General features: G+C 74.3%; 22 protein-coding genes. 12 read left to right on the forward strand and 10 right to left on the reverse strand.

Annotation, left to right across the window (positions count from 1 at the left end):
• Positions 1-167: 167 nt before the first annotated feature.
• Both A6A27_RS30740 and A6A27_RS30745 read right to left on the reverse strand, forming a co-directional pair.
• Positions 168-1,004: an undecaprenyl-diphosphate phosphatase gene (locus A6A27_RS30740; protein ID WP_073838145.1), complete on the reverse strand. Its 837-nt coding sequence runs from the start codon at positions 1,002-1,004 to the stop codon at positions 168-170.
• Positions 1,001-2,053, reverse strand: a complete 1,053-nt coding sequence (locus A6A27_RS30745) for an LLM class F420-dependent oxidoreductase (RefSeq protein WP_073838146.1) — start codon at positions 2,051-2,053, stop codon at positions 1,001-1,003. Before A6A27_RS30745 ends, A6A27_RS30740 begins: the two co-directional genes overlap by 4 nt.
• 170 nt (positions 2,054-2,223) lie before the next feature.
• On the opposite strand from A6A27_RS30745, the gene A6A27_RS30750 reads away from it, so the two are divergent.
• Together A6A27_RS30750 and A6A27_RS30755 are read left to right on the forward strand one after the other, a co-directional pair.
• Positions 2,224-3,195 carry an aldo/keto reductase gene (locus tag A6A27_RS30750; protein WP_073838147.1) on the forward strand — a complete coding sequence of 324 codons (972 nt, stop codon included), beginning with the start codon at positions 2,224-2,226 and terminating at the stop codon, positions 3,193-3,195.
• A 93-nt stretch (positions 3,196-3,288) separates the two neighbouring features.
• A complete protein-coding gene (locus A6A27_RS30755; protein ID WP_073838148.1) occupies positions 3,289-3,480 on the forward strand; it encodes a DUF5703 family protein in 192 nt (63 codons plus the stop codon).
• Between the two features lie 74 nt (positions 3,481-3,554).
• Here the strand turns inward: A6A27_RS30755 and A6A27_RS30760 are convergent, their stop codons facing one another.
• Positions 3,555-4,208, reverse strand: coding sequence for a hypothetical protein (locus tag A6A27_RS30760; RefSeq protein WP_073838149.1), 654 nt, complete (start codon positions 4,206-4,208; stop codon positions 3,555-3,557).
• Between the two features lie 60 nt (positions 4,209-4,268).
• The gene (locus A6A27_RS30765; RefSeq protein ID WP_073838150.1) at positions 4,269-5,597 is read right to left on the reverse strand and encodes a M20/M25/M40 family metallo-hydrolase; all 1,329 of its coding nucleotides are present in this window, start codon (positions 5,595-5,597) and stop codon (positions 4,269-4,271) included.
• A gap of 159 nt (positions 5,598-5,756) precedes the next feature.
• Between A6A27_RS30765 and A6A27_RS30770 the strand changes: the two genes are divergently transcribed.
• From A6A27_RS30770 to A6A27_RS30780, 3 genes are all read left to right on the forward strand, one after another.
• Positions 5,757-6,374, forward strand: a complete 618-nt coding sequence (locus A6A27_RS30770) for a hemerythrin domain-containing protein (protein WP_073838151.1) — start codon at positions 5,757-5,759, stop codon at positions 6,372-6,374.
• A gap of 101 nt (positions 6,375-6,475) precedes the next feature.
• Positions 6,476-7,462 (forward strand): LysR family transcriptional regulator, encoded by a 987-nt coding sequence (locus tag A6A27_RS30775; RefSeq protein WP_073838152.1) that lies wholly within the window; start codon positions 6,476-6,478, stop codon positions 7,460-7,462.
• Between the two features lie 19 nt (positions 7,463-7,481).
• Positions 7,482-7,721, forward strand: a complete 240-nt coding sequence (locus A6A27_RS30780; protein WP_073838153.1) for a hypothetical protein — start codon at positions 7,482-7,484, stop codon at positions 7,719-7,721.
• A 49-nt stretch (positions 7,722-7,770) separates the two neighbouring features.
• Here A6A27_RS30780 and A6A27_RS30785 read toward each other — a convergent pair whose 3' ends face one another.
• The 3 genes from A6A27_RS30785 to A6A27_RS30790 are packed head-to-tail and all read right to left on the reverse strand — an operon-like array spanning position 7,771 to position 10,852.
• A complete protein-coding gene (locus tag A6A27_RS30785) occupies positions 7,771-8,121 on the reverse strand; it encodes a DUF3140 domain-containing protein (protein ID WP_073838154.1) in 351 nt (116 codons plus the stop codon).
• Positions 8,121-8,288, reverse strand: coding sequence for a hypothetical protein (locus A6A27_RS44560; protein WP_158074094.1), 168 nt, complete (start codon positions 8,286-8,288; stop codon positions 8,121-8,123). The genes A6A27_RS30785 and A6A27_RS44560 overlap by 1 nt, the downstream gene beginning before the upstream one ends.
• A gap of 17 nt (positions 8,289-8,305) precedes the next feature.
• On the reverse strand, positions 8,306-10,852 hold the full coding sequence (locus A6A27_RS30790; RefSeq protein ID WP_073838155.1) for an ATP-dependent Clp protease ATP-binding subunit: 2,547 nt from the start codon (positions 10,850-10,852) through the stop codon (positions 8,306-8,308).
• A gap of 116 nt (positions 10,853-10,968) precedes the next feature.
• Between A6A27_RS30790 and A6A27_RS30795 the strand changes: the two genes are divergently transcribed.
• The 5 genes from A6A27_RS30795 to A6A27_RS30815 all read left to right on the forward strand — a co-directional run bounded on the left by A6A27_RS30795 (position 10,969) and on the right by A6A27_RS30815 (position 16,064).
• On the forward strand, positions 10,969-11,373 hold the full coding sequence (locus A6A27_RS30795) for a hypothetical protein (RefSeq protein ID WP_073838156.1): 405 nt from the start codon (positions 10,969-10,971) through the stop codon (positions 11,371-11,373).
• A gap of 200 nt (positions 11,374-11,573) precedes the next feature.
• Complete coding sequence (locus tag A6A27_RS30800) at positions 11,574-11,834, forward strand: hypothetical protein (RefSeq protein ID WP_030504016.1); 261 nt, start codon at positions 11,574-11,576, stop codon at positions 11,832-11,834.
• A gap of 9 nt (positions 11,835-11,843) precedes the next feature.
• The gene (locus tag A6A27_RS30805) at positions 11,844-12,734 is read left to right on the forward strand and encodes a hypothetical protein (protein ID WP_073838157.1); all 891 of its coding nucleotides are present in this window, start codon (positions 11,844-11,846) and stop codon (positions 12,732-12,734) included.
• A complete protein-coding gene (locus A6A27_RS30810; RefSeq protein ID WP_073838158.1) occupies positions 12,727-15,399 on the forward strand; it encodes an FtsK/SpoIIIE domain-containing protein in 2,673 nt (890 codons plus the stop codon). The genes A6A27_RS30805 and A6A27_RS30810 overlap by 8 nt, the downstream gene beginning before the upstream one ends.
• Entirely contained in the window at positions 15,396-16,064 is a 669-nt protein-coding gene (locus tag A6A27_RS30815) for a hypothetical protein (RefSeq protein WP_073838159.1), read from the forward strand. Before A6A27_RS30810 ends, A6A27_RS30815 begins: the two co-directional genes overlap by 4 nt.
• A gap of 127 nt (positions 16,065-16,191) precedes the next feature.
• Here the strand turns inward: A6A27_RS30815 and A6A27_RS30820 are convergent, their stop codons facing one another.
• Together A6A27_RS30820 and A6A27_RS30825 are read right to left on the reverse strand one after the other, a co-directional pair.
• Positions 16,192-17,514 (reverse strand): JmjC domain-containing protein, encoded by a 1,323-nt coding sequence (locus tag A6A27_RS30820; protein WP_083673002.1) that lies wholly within the window; start codon positions 17,512-17,514, stop codon positions 16,192-16,194.
• 9 nt (positions 17,515-17,523) lie between these two features.
• Entirely contained in the window at positions 17,524-17,811 is a 288-nt protein-coding gene (locus A6A27_RS30825; RefSeq protein WP_073838160.1) for a hypothetical protein, read from the reverse strand.
• A 231-nt stretch (positions 17,812-18,042) separates the two neighbouring features.
• Between A6A27_RS30825 and A6A27_RS30830 the strand changes: the two genes are divergently transcribed.
• Entirely contained in the window at positions 18,043-18,786 is a 744-nt protein-coding gene (locus A6A27_RS30830; RefSeq protein ID WP_073838187.1) for a PIG-L deacetylase family protein, read from the forward strand.
• Positions 18,787-18,795: 9 nt separating this feature from the next.
• On the forward strand, positions 18,796-19,566 hold the full coding sequence (locus A6A27_RS30835) for a DUF72 domain-containing protein (protein WP_073838161.1): 771 nt from the start codon (positions 18,796-18,798) through the stop codon (positions 19,564-19,566).
• A 51-nt stretch (positions 19,567-19,617) separates the two neighbouring features.
• On the opposite strand, the gene A6A27_RS30840 is transcribed toward A6A27_RS30835, so the two are convergent.
• On the reverse strand, positions 19,618-20,046 hold the full coding sequence (locus A6A27_RS30840; protein WP_073838162.1) for a DUF2267 domain-containing protein: 429 nt from the start codon (positions 20,044-20,046) through the stop codon (positions 19,618-19,620).
• Positions 20,047-20,319: the final 273 nt, after the last annotated feature.

Consider the following 20,319-nt stretch of genomic DNA (forward strand, 5'->3'; position numbering starts at 1 on the left):
CCTGACCGCCCGGAGCCGGGCACGGTCGCCCCCAGCCCACCAGCGGAACCACGAAGCCGGGCACGATCGCCCCAGCCCACAAGCGGAACCCCGAAGCCGGTCACCCTCGCCCCCAGCCCCCGACAAGCGAGAGCCAAACCAAGAGCCCGAGGCACCAGGACGAGGGGCTACGTGGCCTGGATCGTCCCGGTGAGGAGCAGGCACAGAACGAGGGTGCCGAGCGCCACCCGGTACAGCACGAAGAGGTACAGGGTGTGGTGGGCGACGTAGCGCAGCAGCCAGGCGATGGCCGCGTAGCCGATGGCGAAGGCGATCACCGTGGCGACCACCATCTGGGCCACGCTGGGTGCCGCGGTGCCCGGTTCGGCGGGCTCGAAGACGTCGCCGAGGCTGAACACGCCGGACAGCACCACGGCGGGGATGGCGAGGAGGAACGAGTACCGGGCCGCCGTCTCCCGGGTGAGGTTGAGCAGCAGGCCGAAGGTGAGCGTGCCGCCGGACCGGGAAACTCCTGGGATGAGCGCCATCGCCTGGGCGAAGCCCATGACGATGCCATCGCGCATCCTGAAGTTCTCCAGCGTGCGGGTCTGCCGCCCCCAGTACTCGGCGAAGGCCAGCACCAGCGCGAAGAAGATCAGCGTGAAGGAGATCAGGTACAGGTTCCGGGCCGTGTCGCGGATCGCGTCCTTGAACAGCAGGCCGAAGACGCCGATCGGGATGGTGCCGACGATGACGTACCAGCCCATCCGGTAGTCAAGGCTGGACCGGACCGAGCGGTCCCAGATGCCGACCACCCAGGTACGGACGATGCGCCAGATGTCCTTGAAGAAGTAGATGAGCACCGCCGCCTCGGTGCCCAACTGGGTCACCGCGGTGAACGACGCGCCGGCGTCCCGGCCGAAGAAGATCGCGGAGGTGATCCGCAGGTGCCCGGAGGACGAGACGGGCAGGAATTCCGTGAGCCCCTGGACGATGCCCAGGACGATGGCCTCGACCCAGGTCACTCGCCGACTCCGGACAGCTCGAGAGCCTCGGCGACGGTGCGCAGGGTCTGCACGCCACTCTCCCGGTCAGCGACGAAGAGGGTCACCGACAGGGTGGTGACGCCGGCCTCCGCGTACTCCTGCATCCGCTCGGCGATGCGCTCCTTCGGACCGAGCAGCGAGGTGCGGTCGATGAACTCGGTCGGCACCGCGGCGGCCGCGTCGCGCTGCCGCTTGGCGAGGTAGAGGTCCTGCACCTCGCGGGCCGCGTCGCCGTAGCCCATCCGGATGGCGAGCTGGTTGTAGAAGTTCTGCTCCCGGCTGCCCATGCCGCCGACGTAGAGGGCGGCGTACCAGCGGACCAGCTCGGCGCAGGAGGCGACGTCGTCGCCGACCACCACCGGGACGGACGGCACCACATCGAAGCCGGTCAGCTCCTCGCCGATCCTGGCCCGGCCGGCACGGACCGCGGCGAGCTGCTCCTCGGCGAACTCGGGCGCGTAGAAGATGGCGAGCCAGCCGTCCGCGATCTCGCCGGCCAGCTCCAGGTTCTTCGGGCCGACGGCGGCCAGGTAGATCGGTATGTGCTCGCGGGGTGGGTGGAAACCCAACCGGAGTGCCTTGCCCGGGCCGTCCGGCAGCGGCAGCGTGTAGTGCTCGCCGTCGTATGCGACCTCCTTGCGGGCGATCGCCAGCTTGACGATGTCCACGTACTCCCGGGTGCGGGCCAGGGGCTTGGCGAAGCGGACGCCGTGCCAGCCCTCGGAGACCTGCGGGCCGGAGACGCCCAGGCCGAGCCGGAACCGGCCGCCGGAGAGCGTGTCGATGGTGGCGGCGGTCATCGCGGTCATCGCCGGGGTACGGGCGGGGATCTGCATCACCGCGCTGCCCACGTCGATCCGCTCGGTCTGGCCGGCGATCCACGCCAGCATGCTCGGCGAGTCGGAGCCGTAGGCCTCCGCCGCCCACACCACCGAGTAGCCGAGCCGGTCGGCCTCCTGAGCCAGGGCCAGATGATCGGCCGGCGTGCTCCACGCCGTCTGGTATCCGAGGCTGAGCCCGAGTCGCACTGGTCCTCCCACCGTCCGCACCACAGGTCGCATCAGGTTACGCAATGCCGGTGACCGAGCCGGTCACCGGCTCACCCCCGACCGCGTCACAGCTCGCCGGGCTGGGTGGAGCAGGAACTTGACTCCGGGCGAGGATATCCGTGACGCGAGGTTCGAAATAAGGTTCACCCATGCAACAGCGACCGCTCGGCCGAAGCGGGCTGGCGGTTTCGCGGCTCGCGCTCGGCACCATGACCTGGGGACGGGACACCGACGCCGACGACGCGGCCGCCCAGCTGAAGAGCTACCTCGACGCGGGCGGCAACCTCGTGGACACCGCCGACGTGTACGCCGACGGCGACGCCGAGTCGGTGATCGGCTCGCTGCTCGGTGGCCTGGTCGCCCGGGACGAGCTGCTCATCGCCACCAAGGCGGGGCTGCGGCCGGGCAGCGGCCGCCGGCGGGACAACTCCCGCGGGCACCTGCTGCGGACCCTGGAGGCGTCGCTGCGCCGGCTCGGCACCGACCACGTCGACCTGTGGCAGGTGCACGGATACGACCCGGACACCCCGCTGGAGGAGACCCTCGCCGCCCTGGACCATGCCATGTCCAGCGGCAAGGCCCGGTACGTGGGGGTGTCGAACTTCTCCGGCTGGCAGACCGCCCGGGCCGCCGCCTGGCAGGCCGCCTGGCCGGGGCGCGCCCCGGTGGTCGCCGCGCAGGTGGAGTACTCGCTGCTGGAGCGGGGCGTGGAACGCGAGGTGCTGCCCGCCTGCGCGGCGCTGGGGCTGGGCGTGCTGCCCTGGTCGCCGCTGGGCCGCGGGGTGCTCACGGGCAAGTACCGGCACGGCCGTCCGGCCGACTCCCGGGCCGCGTCGCCGCACTTCGAGCGCTTCGTCGCCACCTACCTGGAGCCGCGCTGCTCCAGCATCGTGGAGGCGGTCGCCACCGCGGCCGGGGGGCTGGGCGTGTCGCCGCTGGAGGTGGCGCTGGCCTGGATCCGGGACCGGCCGGGGGTCACCGCGCCGATCCTCGGCGCCCGCACCGTGGGGCAGCTCCTCGGCGCGCTGCAGGTGGAGCGGATGACCCTGCCGGAGGAGATCGTCACCGCGCTCGACGACGTCTCGGCGGTGCCGGTGGGCTACCCGGAACGGGACGGCTGAGGCCCGTCGCGCGGATAACCGGACGGATGGACGGCGATCCGGGTCACCGTCCGGGGGTGGCGGTGTACCACCGGGCTGGGCAGCATAGAGGGCATGGACTACGAATACGCGCCGCTGCGGTTACCTGCGAATGTCGACCGGTTGACCGCCGCGGCGCAGCTGGCGATCCAGGCGGAGTTCTCCGGATGGGAGCTGGCCCGGGTGCGGCTGTACCGGGACGGGACGCGGCAGGTGATGCTGCGCCGCCGCCGGGTCAACCAGCCGCAGCCGGGCCTGTCGTACTGAGGACGGCCGGATCGGGCCGACGCGGTACGCCCCCGGGGCCCGGACCGGACGGCCGGGCCCCGGGGCGGCGTGGCCTAGTGGGCGTGGTCGTGTTCCTCGTCGAGCTCGAGGAACGGGTGCTCGTCGAGGCGGCCCACGAGACGGTCGTCGGCGGCCGGCTGGAACGGGCCGAGCGCGTCGTCGTCGTCGAACGACTCCAGGTCGACCGGGCTGCTGACCTCGCTGACCATGACCAGGCCGTCGAGCGGCTCCAGCTCGGGGACGTCCAGCGCGCTGAGCGAGCCGTCACCGCTCTGCAGCAGCTCCAGCACGGCCTCGCCGACCCCCTCGACCGGGGCCGGCTCGTCCTCCTCGGGGGTGCCCTCGCGGCGGGCCGCCTCGGCCGCCCGGATCAGGGCGGACACGCTCGGCACCCGGTAGTCCCGGCGCTGCCGGACCGAGATGACGCGCGGGTGCGGGTCGGTGGCCTCGACCCCCTCGACGCCGCCGAAGCGCTCGTCGGCCTCGTTCGGGTCGATCGACTCCACGTCCCACGGGGTCACCTCGCCGAACGCGTCGAGCAACTGCTCGTCGTAGGCGAACGAGGCATTGTTCAAGGCGACGTACGCCTGCCAGACGTTGTCGTCGTCGATCCGGCCGTGGGCGGCGCGGACGGCGGCCAGGTGGGCACGCGCCGCGTCGATCACCCGCTCCAGGGCGGCGTCCAGCTCACCGTGCTGGTCGGTCATGTGTGGCAGTCCCTTCGGATGGGGGGAGATTCCGCGCCGACGGTGACGTGACGGACACGGCTAGCAGCTGCGGAGAAACCGGTCGAGAACCCGCACGCCGAACTGTAGCCCGTCCACCGGAACCCGCTCGTCGATGCCATGGAACAGCCCGGAGAAATTGAGGTCGGCGGGCAGCCGCAGCGGCGCGAAGCCGAAGCAGCGGATGCCGAGCTGCGAGAACGCCTTGGCGTCGGTGCCCCCGGAGAGCATGTACGGCACCGGGCGGGCGCCCGGGTCCTCGGCGCGCAGCGCGGCGGACATGGCGTCGACCAGGTCGCCGTCGAAGGTGGTCTCCAGGGCCGGCTGGCGCTGGATGTACTCGATGGCGATGTCCGGGCCGATCAGCTCGCGCAGCTGCCGCTCCAGCAGCTCCGACTGGCCGGGCAGGCTGCGGCAGTCGATGGTGGCGGTGGCCCGGCCGGGGATGACGTTGTCCTTGTAGCCGGCGGCCAGCCGGGTCGGGTTGGCCGTGTTGCGGATGGTGGCGCCGATGAGGTTGGCGATCGGGCCGAGCTTGGCGATCGCGGTCTCCGGGTCCTCCGGGTCGATCTCGATGCCGAGCACGTCGGAGACCTCTTCGAGGAACGCCCGCACGGTGTCGGTGACGACCACAGGGAAGCGGTGCCGGCCGACCCGGGCGACCGCCTCGGCGAGCGCGGTGACCGCGTTGTCGTCGTGCACCATCGAGCCGTGGCCGGGGCGGCCCTTGACGTGCAGGCGCAGCCAGTCGATGCCCTTCTCGGCGGTCTCGATGAGGTAGAGCCGGCGCTGCTCGTCGACCGAGTAGGAGAAGCCGCCGACCTCGCCGATCGCCTCCGTGCAGCCGTCGAAGAGGTGGCGGTGCCGCTGGGCGAGGAAGTGGGCGCCGTAGTCGCTGCCGGCCTCCTCGTCGGCGGTGAAGGCGAGCACGATGTCCCGCGACGGGCGCACCCCGGCGCGCTGCCAGCCGCGGACCACGGCGAGCACCATGGCGTCGAAGTCCTTCATGTCGATCGCGCCGCGGCCCCACAGGTAGCCGTCGCGGAGCTCGCCGGAGAACGGATGCACCGACCACTCGTCGGGGTCGGCGGGCACCACGTCGAGGTGGCCGTGCACCAGCAGCGCGTCCCGGCCCGGGTCGGTGCCGGCAATCCGGGCGACCAGGTTGGCCCGGCCCGGCGCGGACTCGTGGAGCTCCGCGTCGACGCCGACCTCGGCGAGCTTCTCGGCGACGTACTCCGCGGCGCGGCGTTCCCCGACGCTGGTGTCGTTGTCGCCGGTGTTGGTGGTGTCGATGCGCAGCAGGTCGCGGCAGAGGTCCACGACCTCGTCGGAGGGGTCGGGTCGGGCGGAGGCGGGGTCGCTCGTCATCGCTTCTTCATACCAGCCGGTCCCGACGCCCGGTCCGCCCCGCCCGGCGGGCGGTTTCACGGATCGCGGGTACGGGTACCGCCGGTGGCGTTCCCGCACCGCTGACCCGGGCCGGCGGCGCCGCCGATCCCCCGCCGGCCATCAGTCGAGGAGGGCATCATGACCGTCCCCCTGCCGCCGCTGCCGCCAGCCGCGGACGACGTGTACCGGCCGGGTGGCCGGAACCTGATCGACCTCGTGGCTCGGGAGCACGCCGCGCTGCTCGGCCTGGCCGGGCAGGTCACCGACCCGGACCTGCCGGCCGAGCGTCGGCGCGAGGTGCTCGACGTGCTCACCGCTGTGGTGTCCCGGCACCTGTCCGCCGAGGAGCAGTACCTCTTCCCCGCCGCCCGGGCCGCGGTGCCGGCCGGCGCCGAACTGGTGGACCGGGAGATCGAGGCGGACGCCGGGCTGCTCACCGCCCTGCGGGAACTGTCCGGGCCGGACGACCCGGCGCTGGCCGAGGTGGCCGACCGGGTACGCCGGCACGTCGACCGGGTCGCCGCGCTGGTGGCGCCGCTGCGCGAGGTGGCCACCGACGCCGAGCTGATCCGGCTGGGCAACCGGTGGGAGATCGCCGAGGAGGCGGCGCCGACCCGGCCGCACCCGGGCACCCCGGCCACCCCGCCGTGGAACAAGCTCGTCGAGCCTGCGGTGGGGGTGGTGGACAAGGTCCGCGACGCGGTGACCGGCCGGCGTACCCAGCTGTCCGATCTAAAGCGGCCGGGGAAGCGCTGAGCCGACGCCGGCCGCCGCGTCGACGGACGGCCGACTGATCGGCGTACACCGATGGCGGACGGGCCCTTCCGCATCCCCGTTCGTGGTCCTACCGTCACCGTATGAATCTGGAGCTGCGACATCTGCGGGTGGTCTGCGCGATCGCGGAGACGGGAAGCGTCACCAAGGCCGCCTCGATGCTCGGCCTGGCCCAGCCGGCGCTGACCGCCCAGCTCCAGCGCATCGAGCGGGCCCTCGGCGGTCCGCTGTTCGACCGGGACCGCCGCGGCGCCCGCCCCACCGCACTGGGCGAACTGGTGCTGGACCGGGCCCGGATGCTGCTGCCGGCGATGAAGGGCCTGCAGGACGAGGCGGCCCGGCTGGCCGGGTCGGCCGACCCGCTGACCCGGTACCGGTTCGGCGGGGTGAACAGCCCGATCCTCGGCCGGCTGGTGCACCGGCTCGCCGCCGAGCGGCCCGACGTGCAGATCAGCACGTACGCGTCCTGGTCGGTGGACGAACTGGCCCAACTGGTCGCCGGCGGCCGGCTCGACTTCGCGCTGACCGGGGTGTGCGGGGATGCCGCCCCGTCCGCGGAGTTCGGGCTGAGCTGGCGGGAGGTCGCCGTCGACCCGATCTTCGTGCTGCTGCCGCAGACCCACCGGATGGCCGGCCGGGACGAGGTGCGCCTGGTCGACCTGCGGCACGAGCAGTGGGTCGCGGCGCCCGGGGAGGGCTGCTTCGGCGACTGCTTCGCCGCCGCCTGCGCCCGAGCCGGCTTCACCCCCCGCAAGCTGTACGAGGCGGACGTGCGCGGCTGCCTGGACCTGGTCGACGCCGGCGAGGCGGTGGGCCTCTGCCAGGCCACCTTCCGGCCCGTCGCCGGCCTGGTGACCCGCCGGCTGGCTGGTACGCCGCTGCGCTGGCGGCTGCTGCTGGGCTGGCACCCGGACGCGCCGACCGCCCGCGTCGCCGAGACGGTGCTCGAGACGGCCGTGGCGGCGTACACCGACGCGCTGGCCCCGCACCCGGACTACCTGGCCTGGTTGCTGGGTCGTCCCGACTTCGGCGCGCAGGTGGCGGCGGCCGGCGGGGTGCGAACCGCCTGAGCGCGGGTATCAGGGCGACATGACTGATCTGTACCCCGCCGCCGACCAGCGGGAGCTGCTGCGCCAGGCGGCCGCCGCGCACACCGCCGCCTCCACCGACCTGGAGGCGTTCCTGCGCCGGTTGCCGGAGGTGCCCGAACCGGCGGACATCACCGAGTACGCCAACCTGCTCAGCCGGGAGGAACGGGCCCGCGCGGAGCGGCAGGCCGCCGCCGACATGGCCGGCCTGGAGCTACCCAGCATGGAAACGTCCGACTAACGCACGGCACGGCACCCGGGACTCCCCCGGGTGCCGTCGGCCGGTCCGGTCAGCGTTCGACCAGGACGTCGTGCCCGAGGTCGAGCAGCGAGTACCGCCACTCGTTGTCGACGTTGCCGCCGCTCGGCCGGGCGTCGATGAGGTCCTGGATGCGGTCGACCGCCTCCTGCATCACCTCGATGTCCTCCCGGGTGAGATCCACCTTGCGCTTGCTCAGCACCCGCAGGATGTGCCGGCCCGGCTCGGGCAGGTCCATGTTCGGGGCGGGGCCGAACGACTCCTCCCCCGAGCCCCGGGTCAGCAGCCACTGGCGCAACTGCTCGGAGGGGACGTTCACCAGGGCGTGGAAGTCGTCCCAGAGCACGTCGACCTCGGGATCCACGCGCTGTTCGCGTACCATCACGCCTCCTCTTCCGGTGGCGGCCCGGACGGCGTCCGGTCGCCCTCGTCGGTCTGCTTCTTCACACCCTCCGGCGGCACCTTGACCCGCGACGGGTTCGCCGTCGGCGGGCTCACGATCGGTTCGCGCCGCTCGGTTTCCTCCCGGCTTTCCTCCGGCTCGGTCATGTCGTCCCGTTTCCGGTTCATCGTGGGTGCGAGGTGCTGGCGGCGACGTAGTCGCGGTCCCCGCTGCCGATCTCGATGGACAGCTGCCCGTCCCGCGCGTCGACGATGGCCTTCTGGCCGGGCGAGACCTGGTGCTCCAGCAGCATCCGGGAGAGCCGGTTGTCTACCTCCCGCTGGATCACCCGGCGCAGCGGGCGGGCCCCGAACTCCGGCTGGTAGCCGTGCTCGGCCAGCCAGTCGATGCCGGCCGGGGTGAACTCGACCTGGATGTCCTGGGCGTGCAGCCGGCGCTTGGTCTCCTCCAGCATCAGCTCGGTGATCTGCCGCAGCTGCTCGGCCTCCAGCCGTTGGAAGATGATCACCTCGTCGATCCGGTTGAGGAACTCGGGTCGGAAGTTCTCCTGCAGCCGGCGCATCAGCCGCTCCCGCAGCTCGCTGGCCTCCTGCTCCCGGCCGGGCTCGCCGACGCCGAAGCCGACCGTGCGCTGGGTGCCGGTGATCATCTCCGACCCGAGGTTGCTGGTCATGATCAGGACGGTGTTCTTGAAGTTCACCGTGCGGCCCTGGCTGTCGGTCAGCCGGCCGTCGTCGAGCACCTGGAGCAGGATGTTGAACACGTCCGGGTGCGCCTTCTCGATCTCGTCGAGCAGCACCACCGCGTACGGGCGGCGGCGCACCGCCTCGGTGAGCTGGCCGGCCTCCTCGTAGCCGACGTAGCCGGGCGGGGCGCCGACCAGGCGGCTGACCGTGTGCCGCTCCTGGAACTCGCTCATGTCCACCCGGACCATCCGGTCCGCCTCGCCGAAGAGCGCCTCGGCCAGGGCCCGGGCGAGTTCGGTCTTGCCGACGCCGGTCGGGCCGAGGAAGAGGAAGCTGCCCATCGGCCGGTCCGGATCCGCCAGCCCGGTACGCGAGCGGCGCACCGCCTCGGCCACCGCGCTGACCGCGTCGTCCTGCCCGACGACCTTCTCGTGCAGGTACCCCTCGAGCCGCAGCAGCCGGTCGCGTTCCTCCTCGGTGAGCTGGTTGATCGGGATGCCGGTGGCTCGGGAGACCACCTCGGCGATCTCGGTCGGCCCGACCGTCGGCACGTTCGGGCTCTCGCCCTCCCCGCGCGCGCGGCGGACCTGGTCCTCCAGTTCGGACACCCGGTCGCGCAGGTCGGAGGCGCGCTCGTACTGCTCGTCGGCGACCGCCTGCTCCTTGTTGCGGCGCACCTCGTCGAGCTGCCGCTCCAGCTCGCGCACGTCCTCGGCGGGGGTGCGGGTACGCAGCCGCACCCGCGCGCCGGCCTGGTCGATCAGGTCGATCGCCTTGTCCGGCAGGTAGCGGTCGGTGATGTAGCGGTCGGAGAGCTCGGCGGCGGCGACCAGCGCCTCGTCGGTGAAGCGGACCTGGTGGTGCGCCTCGTAGCGGTCGCGCAGACCGCGCAGGATGGTGACGGTGTCCTCGACGCTCGGCTCGGGCACGAAGACCGGCTGGAACCGGCGGGCCAGCGCGGCGTCCTTCTCGATGCTGCGCCGGAACTCGTCCAGCGTGGTCGCGCCGATCACCCGCAGCTCGCCGCGGGCGAGGGCGGGCTTGAGCATGTTCGAGGCGTCCATGCCGCCCTCGCTGCCGGCGCCACCCGCGCCGACCAGGGTGTGGATCTCGTCCAGGAAGATGATCAACTCGTCCTTGTGGGCCCGGATCTCGTCGATCACCTTCTTCAGCCGTTCCTCGAAGTCGCCTCGGTAACGGGTGCCGGCCACCAGGCCGGCGAGGTCGAGCTGGATGACCCGCTTGCCGATCAGGGTCTGCGGCACGTCGCCGTCGCAGATCCGCTCGGCCAGCCCCTCCACGATCGCGGTCTTGCCGACGCCGGCCTCGCCGATCAGCACCGGGTTGTTCTTGGTTCGCCGGGAGAGGATCTCGACGGCCTGCTCGATCTCGTCGGCCCGGCCGATGACCGGGTCGATCTGGTCGTTGCGGGCCAGCTCGGTGAGGTCCTGCCCGTACTGGTCGAGGGTGGGGGTGCCGCGGTCCGGGCGGGGGGTGCCGCCCCGTTCCGCGCTGGCCGCCTGGAGCGACTCCGGCTGGATCCGGCCCGCGGCCAGCATCCGGCCGGCCGGGGACTCCGGGTTCAACGGCAGGGCCATCAGGATGTGTTCGGGGCCGATGTAGTTGGCACCCATCGCCCGGGAGAGCTGGTGGGCGTCGAGCAACGCCCGCTTGGCCGCCGGGGTGAGCGACAGGTTCGGCGGCACCTCGCCGCGCGGCGCCCCGTCACCGCGCCCGCCGAGTGCGTTGACCAGGGCGTCCGGGTCGGCGCCGGCGCGGCGTACCAGATCGCGCAGCGGCTCCCGCTGCAGCGCCGCCCAGAGCAGATGGTCGGTGTCCAGGTCGTTGCTGTGCTTCTGCGCCGCGCGCCGGGCCGCGTCGGCCAGCATTTCCCGCGCGTCGGCGGTCATTAGCCGGGTGATGTCGACCCGGTGCGCCGGCCGGCGTCCCCCCTCGCCGCGACCGAAGTACCGGGCCAGGAACTCGTCCCACGGGTCGGAGCCGAAGTCACCGGGTCCCATCATCTCTGTCCTCCGCTCCTCAGACGCGGCGCGCCCCGCCGGGCGACTGGCGCGGCACGGTCGGCGGTGGCTACCCGGCGGTCGGCGCGACAAACGCCTGCGGATGGCAGGCTGGGGGCATGGCGGACAGGGCGCTGCTGATCGTGGACGGCGCGAACGTGGTGGGCTCGCGGCCGGACGGCTGGTGGCGGGACCGGGCCGGGGCGGCGGCGCGGCTGCGCGACGCGCTCGCGCCGCTGGCCGACCGGGGCGTACCACCGGAGCTGCCGCCACCGGTGGACGTGGTGCTGGTGGTGGAGGGCGCGGCGCGGGACGTGCCGGCCGCGCCTGGGGTGGCCGTGGTCGCCGCACCCGGGTCCGGCGACGACACCATGGTCGAGCTGGTCGCCGCGGCGCCGGACCGACGCCGGGTTGTGGTCACCGCCGACCGGGAGCTGCGGGCCCGGGTGGGTGCGCTGGGCGCCGAGGTGCACGGGCCACGCTGGCTACCTCGGGACGTCCAGCGCCGCGGGCCCGTGCGATGACCGGGGTACGCCCGGCGGGGTGACTCGTGCACGGGACCAGTCGGTTCGCCGGCGGGACCGGGGCCGTCCGGGCGAAAAGGCTTCCGCGCACGTCAGGGGATTGATCGGACAGCCGGGCAGGAACACCGCGAGGGCGGATGTTCGCCCAGCCGGCGGGATGGGTTGTAATGGAGATCTCCCTTGCCCCCAGGAGGTCCCCCGTGGCGAGCGTCGCCGAGCTGAAGGCAGCCATCGATGTCGCCCTCCAGCAGATAGGTGACGGGCAGACAGCCGTGCAGGCGGCCGGCGAGAAGCTGGCCGAGGCGCAGCAGACCCTGGCCGGCGCCCTGGAGGGCAGCGGCCACGAGACAGTGGAGGCGGCCCAGGCGTCACTGACCCAGGCCAGCCAGGAGCTGGAGGAGTGCCTCGCCGCCACCCTCGTCGCGGTCGAGCAGGCGCAGCTCTACGTCGCCACCCTCTAGGGGCGGGACGTGTCCATCATCGAAGACGTCGGCGGGCAGGTGCGTGCCGCCGCCGAGGACCTGCCGCTGGCCCAGCTCGCCGTGGCGCTGGCGAAGTTCGGCCAGGCCACCGAGCGGCTGCGCTGGGTGCGGCAGGAATCGGCGAACCCGCTGGGGGTGCCGGAGCTGTCCGCCGCGACCGAGCACGCCGAGACCGCCGGGTATGCGCTGCGGGTGGCCCAGGAGCAGCTGTCCACGTACCTGGCCGCGATCGGGCTGGCCGCCGACGGCGCGCCCGCCCCGACCGGCGAGCAGCGCCGGCCGAAGCACGACGCGCCCCGGGGTGAGGCGCCGCCGGCGGCCCCGGACGCAGCGGCCGAGCAGGGCGAGCAGCCGGCGATGCGGCGCTGGTGGTCGCTGCGGGTGGCGGAGCTGACTGGCGGCGGGGAAGGCGCCTCGGACGAACCGGACGCACGGGTCGGCGACTCCCGCGAGCTGCTGCGCCGGGTGGTGACCGGGGTCCGCTCCGGCGACCGGGCCCGGCTGCACGCGGAGCTGCGCCGGGCACACGCCGACGTCGGGCTGGGGCTGGCCGCGATCGCCCCGCCACTGCTGCGCGACCTGGCCGGGGAGCTGCTCGGCCACCCGCCCCGCGCCGACGACCTGGCCCGGCTGCGCCGGGAGCTGGACGGGCGGGTCCGCGACCTGCTGCCCGGGCTGCCGCCGCCGGTGCTGGACACCCTGCTGACCCGGGTCTGCCGGATGCCCCCGCCCCGCCGATCCGGCGAGCAGGACCAACCGCACGCCGCGGATTCGGCGGTCACCGCCGGGGTGGTCACCGGGGTGCTGCTGGACCGGCTCGGCCGCGACCTGCCCAACGACGCCGACGAGCGGGAACCCGGACGGGGTACGCATGGCTGACGTCCGCGCCCAGGTGGTGTCGCGGGTCCGGGGGCTGCTCTCCGAGGCACTCGGGGCCACCCGGCACCGGCTGGCCGCCGCCGACGCCGACCTGGCCGCCCGCCGGGACCGGCTGGTCCGCATGCGGCGCGCCGCGGCGGACGTACCGGAGCGGGTGGGCGCCGCCCGCGACCGCCGGCTCGCCGAGATAGACGCCCGGCACACCGCGCGGATCGCCGAGCTGGCCCGGCGGGCCGCCGCCGCGGCCGAACGGGAGGCGCCGGGCGCGGCGTCCGCGGCGTGGGACCGGTGGCGACCCACCCCCACCGGCCGCGCGGAGATCCCCGGAGCGGTACGCGTCGGCGCGGTGCGCATCCCCGGCACGGAGCCGCTGCCGGCGCTGGTGCCGCTGCTGGACGCCGGTCACGTACACCTCGCCGGCAGCGACCGGGAGGGCACCGCCGCGGTGGTGCCAGCCCTGCTGCTGCGCTCGCTGGGCCGCGCCGACCCGGGCAGCGTCCGGCTCGTCGGGTACGACCCGGAGCACCTGGGCGGCGGGCTCGCCGGGTTCGCCCCACTCGGCACCGCCGGCCTGCTCACCTTCGTCGGCCCCGGCGGGCTGGGCCGGCTGCTGGACGACCTGGTGGAGCAGATCCGCCGGATCAACGAGACCGTGCTGGCCGGGGAGTACGCGTCGCTGCGCGAGCTGGCCGCGACCACCGGCCGCCGGCCGGAGCCGTGGCGGGTGGCGGTGCTGCTCGGCGGCGACGAGCTGTCCCGGCACGAGCGCGGCCAGCTCGACCGGGTGGTGCGGACCGGAGCGGCCTGCGGGGTGCACCTGGTGGTCCGCGGCATCGAGCTGCCCGACGACCCCACGGTCACCCGGGTCGTGGTGGAGCCGGACGAGGCCCGGATCGGCGGGCTGTCGGTGACGCTCGACCCCCCGCCCCCGCCCGGGCTGGTCACCGAGACGTGCCGGGAGACGGCCTCCCGGGTCAACGCCGGGCCGCCGCCGGCGCCCTTCACCGACCTGCTGCCCCCGCCCGAGGACTACTGGCGGGCGGACTCGGCGCACGGCCTGACCGCGCCGATCGGCGAGGGCCCGCACGGTCGGCCGGTGCAGCTCACCCTCGGCGACTACCCGCCGCACGCGCTGATCGGCGGCCCCTCCGGCACCGGGAAGACCAACCTGATCTTCGCCTGGATCGGCGCGCTCGCCGCCCGCTACTCCCCCGCCGAGCTGGAGTTCTATCTGCTCGACTTCAAGGAGGGGGTGTCCTTCGCGCGGTTCGCCCAGGGCCGGCGGGACCCGAGCTGGCTGCCGCACATGCGGCTGGTCGGGATCAACGTGAACACCGACCGGGAGTTCGGCCTGGCGCTGCTGCGCTTCCTCGCCGAGGAGCTGCGCCGCCGGGCGGACGCGGCGAAGAAACACGAGGTCACCAAGCTGGCCGAGCTGCGCGCCGTCGACCCGACCGGGCACTGGCCCCGGATCGTCGCCGTGGTGGACGAGTTCCAGGCGCTGCTGGCCGGCCGCGACGTGGTCGCGCGGGAAGCCGCCGACCTGCTGGAGGACCTGGCCCGGCGCGGGCGGTCGCAGGGCATCCACCTGGTGCTCGCCTCGCAGGACGTCCGGGGCATCGAGGCGCTGTGGGGGCGACCCGCCCTGGTCGCCCAGTTCACCCTGCGGATCGCGCTGCCGAAGGCGCTGCGCATCCTGGCCGAGCGCAACGACGCGGCGCAGTCGCTGCCCCGGCACCACGCGGTGGTGAACGCCGAGTCGGGGCTGGCCGAGGGGAACCAGGTGGCCCGTATCCCGTCGGCCGGCGACTGGGAGACGTGGAGCGAACTGCAGCACCGGCTGTGGCGGATGCGCCCGCAGGACGCCTCCCCGGCCCGGCTCTTCGACGGCGACGCGATCCCGAAGCTGGCCGAGGCGCCGGACTTCCGGGCGCTGACCGCCCCGGAGCAGGGGGTGCCGCGCAGCCCGGTCGCGCTGCTCGGGGAGATCATCGACGTGCAGGCCCGCTCGGCGGCGCTGCGGCTGCCCCGAGCGCCCGGGCGCAACCTGGCCGTGCTCGGCACCCGGGTGGACGAGGCGTGCGCGGTGCTGGACGCCGCCGCCCGCTCGCTGGCCCGGCAGCACCGCCCCGGCACGGCCCGATTCTCCATCGCCTGCCTCGACCCGGACGCCGACCCGGCCGCCCGCGCCCTCTACGAGGACCTCGCCGACGACGCCGCCTGGTACGACGAGGAGACCGTCCCCGAGCTGATGGCCGAGGTGGGCGACTCGCTCGGCGCCCCCGGCACCCCGAACAGCCCGCACTATCTGCTGCTCTACGCGGTCGACGCCGCCGCCGGACAGCTCGCCGGCAAGGCTGGCCGGCGGACCGGGCTGGAGCAGCTGCGCCGGATCCTGCACGACGGCCCGGAACGGCGTACGCACGTGCTGGCCTGGTGGCGCGGGGTGGCCCGGATGCGGGCCGACCTGGGCGGGCCGGCGGCGCGTACCGACCAGATTGGGGCCTGGGTGGCGCTCGACGTGCAGGGCGCGGAGCTGGGCTCTTCGCTCTACCCGGGCACCGGCGGGCCGGACTGGTACCCGCGCCCGTGGCGAGGGCTCTACTTCGACCGGGCGGCGCATCGCACCGGCCAGGTGATCATCCCTTATGGTCCACCCCGATGAACGAACCGGTCGCCAGTGAGACGTACGCCGCCCAGATCCGTCGGCTCGCCGAGCTGACCGCCCGGGTGGCCGCCCAGCGCGCCGAGGCGCACACCTGGTATGCGCAGCAGTGCGCCACCGCCGACCGGGCGGTGGCGGAGGCCACCGAGCAGGTCCGCCGGGCCGAGGCGGAGGTGGCGCAGGCGCGGGAGCTGGTGGAGCGGGTCGACGCCGAGGCCGCCCACCTGTGGGGGCAGCTGCGCGCCCGGATCGGCAGCGGCGGGCGGCGACTGGGCGAGCTGCCCGGGCCCGCCCGGGACGCGACCGGCGATCCGGTGCCGCTGCTGCACGGGGTACGCGAGGTGCTGGACCGGACCCGTCAGCCGGGCGAGCTGCCCGGCTCGGCCAACCCGCTGCTGGTGGGCTGCGGGGTCGGCGGCGCGCTGGTCGCGTACGCGCTGGGGATGGGCGCGCGGGCGCTGGGCGACGGCTCCCGCGGGGATCTGGCGGTCGGCCTGCCGGTGCTGGCACTGGTGGTCACGCTGCTGGGGCCGCTGGTGGGGCTGGCCCCGGCCCGGCTGCTGGCCGACCGCCGGCACGCCGTGCTGACCCCGCGTGCCATCACCCTGGTGGCCGCCACCGGCCTGGTCACCACCATCCTCCTGCTCGCCCTCGCCCCCCGCTGACCCCAGGCAGGCATGGCCGGGCATCGCCTCGACGATCATGAGGTTGGCGGCCAGCGGGACGGCGTGTCGCGCCGCTAACCTCATGATCAACGCGCAACCCGGGCGAGGCGCCCGAAGACCGGTCGGGTTAGGCGGGGGTCAGGACGGCTTCCTTGAGGAGGCGGCGGGTCAGGACGAGGCGGTCGGCGTCGTCGAGGCCGGGCAGGTCGCCGACCCGGGTGACCTCGCCGGTGAGCAGGGCGCGCAGCGCCGGCTCGCAGCTACCGGGCAGGGTGATGGCGCGGTCGAACAGGCGCAGCGCGATCCGGCCGTCCCCGCTCGGGTCGAGCCGCCAGCGCAGGCCATCCCGGACCGCGACGCGGCTGTCCGGGTCCAACGCGGTCAGCGCGGCGGCCTGGGCCAGGGGCCGGATCGGCGCCGGGCGGGCGGCCGGCCAGGCCCGGGCCCGCAGCCGGTCGGCCACCGCGGCCGGGTCGGCCCGCAGCAGCCAGTCGCGCAGCGCCTCCACGGTCTCGGTCAGCTCGGGCTCCAGCGCGTCCGGGTCGGCCACGTCGACGCCGAAGGGCAGCCCGGCGCGCAGCCGGGGATCGTCGGCGGCGAGCGCCAGCAGCTCCTCGACCAGGGCGTACCGGGTCAGCGCCCGGATGCCCACGGTCAGGTGCAGCGAGCTGCGCTCCTGCGCCTGGGCGCTGTGCAACCAGCCCCGGGGCAGGTAGAGCGCGTCGCCGGGGGCCAGCACCACGTCCAGGGCGGCCGGTCCCTCGGCGGTCGCGGCCACCTCGTCGGCCCGCCCGCCCCAGGGCTGCCGCTCGAGCGGGTCGGGCAGCACGGGCGGGTGGATCCGCCAGTGCTTGCGGCCGTCGACCTGCAGCACGAAGACGTCGTGCGTGTCGTAGTGGGTGGCGAAGCCCTGACTGCCGGCGGGGGTCAGGTAGGCGTTCACCTGCACCGGCTGGGCCAGCGCGGTGCCCAGCTCGCGGGTGAAGTCGCCCAGCGCCGGCCAGGTCCGGTGCAGGCCCTGAAGGACCAGGGTCGCGCCGTCGGCGTACAGCTGGAGGACCTGCTCGTCGAGGACCTGGTCGCCGATCTCGGCGCCCGCGCCGCCGCCGCCGGTGTAGCGCGCCGCCGGCACCAGCTCGCCGTCCTTGGCGATCCGCAGGAACGGGGTACGCAGGCCGCGCCGGCTGAGCAGTTCGTCGGCGTCGGCCGGGCTGAACAGGTCGGTGAAGCCGCGCGGGTTGGGCAGCTCGGCGGCCCGGGACAGCAGCGGGCTGCGTCCCCAGTGGTCGGCGGCGAACTTGGCCAGCTCGACCGTGATGCATCGGGCGAGGGACTCGGCGGCGGAAGGCGGAACCGCCGGGCGGCCGTCGCCGCCCGGCGACGGTTCCAGGTCGTGGCGCGGTGTCAGACGCGCCGAGCTGGATCTGTCGGACGCGTCGAGGTGCGTCATGGCGATCGGTCAGGCGCTGCCGTCGGCGCCACCGTCGCGCTGGCCGGGGGTCGCGCCACCGTCGGCTGGACCCTCCGCGCCGCCGTCCGCGCCGCCGTCCTGCTTGCCCGGGGTCGCCCCACCGTCGGCCGGACCCTCGGCGCCCTGGTCGGCGCCGCGGTCGGCCCCGCGCTCCGCGCCGCGGTCCGCACCGCCGTCCGCGCCACCGTCCCGCTGGCCCGGGGTCGCGCCACCGTCGGCCGGGCCCTCGGCCCCGCCGCCACCGGTGGTCTGCATGTCGTCGTCGTTGAGTGCCATGGGTGCTCCCTCGGGTGTGCCGCCCCGCCGTCGTTCGGGGGGTTCGTCGTGGAGCGGGTGGTACCCCACGCGCGATCTCCTCTAACCACACCGTAGACGCCGGGGCCCGGCGACACGGACGGTTCGCCGGGCCCCGCCGGGCGTCACCCGGGCCCGGAGGCCCACGCGCGGACGGCGGGCCGGCCCGGTCGGTGCCAGGATGGCGGAGGGAATGCCGAAGAGGAGGTGGCCGTGGCACAGCCGGAGCCGTTGACGCCGCTGGCCGAGGACTGGCAGCGGGCGCTCGCCGTGGTGGCCCACCCCGACGACCTGGAGTTCGGCGCGGCGGCCGCGGTGGCCCGCTGGACCGGGCAGGGCAAGCAGGTCGGCTACTGCCTGCTCACCAGCGGCGAGGCCGGCATCGACGGGATGCCCCCGGACCGCGCCCGGGTGCTCCGGGAAGAGGAGCAGCGCGCGTCGGCGGCGGTGGTCGGGGTGGAGACGGTGGAGTTCCTGGGCCTGCCGGACGGGCTGCTGGAATATGGCGTCCCGCTGCGTCGGGAGATCGCCGCGGTGGTCCGCCGGCACCGCCCCGACATCGTGATCACCAACAACTTCCGGGAGACCTGGGACGGGGCGTACGCGCTGAACCAGGCCGACCACATCGCCTGCGGCCGGGCGGTGCTGGACGGGGTCCGGGACGCCGGCAACCGGTGGATCTTCCCGGAGCAGCTGGTGGACGGCGTCGAGCCGTGGGCCCGCGTACGCGAGGTGTGGGCGGCGGCCTCGCCGCGGGCGCGGCACGGGGTGGACGTGACGGCCACCTTCGACCGGGGCGTGGCCTCGCTGCGGGCACACGGGGCCTACCTGAGCGGACTGGACGACGGTGGCTTCGACGCGGAGGAGTTCCTCGAGGGGTTGGCCCGCCCGGCCGGCACCCGCCTGGGCGTCCGATACGGCGCCGCCTTCGAGGTCTTCCGCCTCGACCTCGCCTAGGCCGCGGCGATGATCCTGGTCGGCACCTCCGGTTGGCAGTACCGGGACTGGCGGGAACGCTTCTACCCGGCGAAGCTGCCGCAGCGGCTGTGGCTGGAGCACTTCGCGGCGCGGTTCGCCACCGTGGAGGTCAACAACGCCTTCTACCGGCTGCCCGAGCGGGACACCTTCGTCGCCTGGCGGGACCGGACGCCGGACGACTTCTGTGTGTCGGTGAAGATGAGCCGCTACCTCACCCACATCAGGCGGCTGCGGGAGCCGGCCGAACCGGTGGCCCGCTTCCTCGGCCGGGCCACCGGGCTGGGTGACCGGCTCGGACCGGTGCTGGTGCAGCTCCCACCGAACCTGCGGGCCGACCCGGAGGCGCTGGACGCCACGCTGCGCCTCTTCCCGGCCGAGGTGCGGGTGGCGGTGGAGGTGCGGCACCCCTCCTGGTGGACGCACGACACGCGACAGGCGCTGGAGCGCCGCCGCGCCGCGCTGGTCTGGGCGGACCGGCTCGGTCGCCCGGTGACTCCGCTGTGGCGCACCGCCGACTTCGGCTACCTGCGGCTGCACGAGGGGCGGGCCCGGCCCTGGCCGCGTTACGGCCGGGACGCGCTCGCCTCCTGGGTACGCCGGTTGGCCGGGACGTTCGACGCCGCGGAACCGGCGTACGTCTACTTCAACAACGACCCTGGCGGTGCGGCGATCGTCGACGCGGTGGCCTTCGCCGGTCTGGTTGGGCGGGCCGGCCGGCCGGTGAGCCGCGTGCCGGCGCGGAGCGACCTCGCGGGCTGACGCGAACGGCCCGCTCCACCGGTGGTGGGGCGGGCCGGTCGGGGCCGTCGGTCAGGGAAAGTTCTGCACCAGGTCCTTGGGCATGTTGTCCTTCACGTCCTCCCACTGGCCCGGGGTGATGTGCCGGCTCAGTGCGTCGAGCACCACCTGGACCACGCGCTCGGTGCCGCCCTCGACGTCGTACGGGAATTGTTGCCGCACCTCGAACAGGAAGTCGTCCCGGTTCAGCTTCACCGGCACGTCCATCGGCTGCCAGCCGTCGAAGTAGATCCCCCGTACCAGCACCGGCAACTGCGCCGCGAACTCCACGCTCTCCTGCACCGGCATCCGGTCGCGCAGCAGGTGCAGCACGGTACGCAGCGCGCAGTAGGACTGGTTGCGTTGCGACTTCGGCCAGCCGTAGGCCTGCTCGATGTCCTTGAGGATCAGGTTGGTCTTCTGGATGGAGGACTCAATCGCGGTACTCAGCTGCTCAGCCATCTGCCCACCCCCGTAGGTCGGTTTCCCACCGTCGGTCGTCGGTGCGTCGCGGCGGCCCGCTGGGCCCCCGCCACTGCCGGGTCGGACTGAACCGACCGGGCCGCTCGCCGCGCCGGGGGCCGGCGGACTTCCCGACCACGTGCAGCACCCCGCCACGGCGTCGATCCGATACCACCCGCACCGTCATGGCCCACCTCCTGTCGGCCTCGCGGCCGCGTACGGACCGCACACACCGCCCAGACTGTCCGGGGAGAGGGTGAGCCGGCCTCACCC

Origin of the sequence: Micromonospora sp. CB01531 (genome assembly GCF_001905095.1) — a bacterium.
In the GTDB taxonomy this organism is placed as follows: domain Bacteria; phylum Actinomycetota; class Actinomycetes; order Mycobacteriales; family Micromonosporaceae; genus Micromonospora.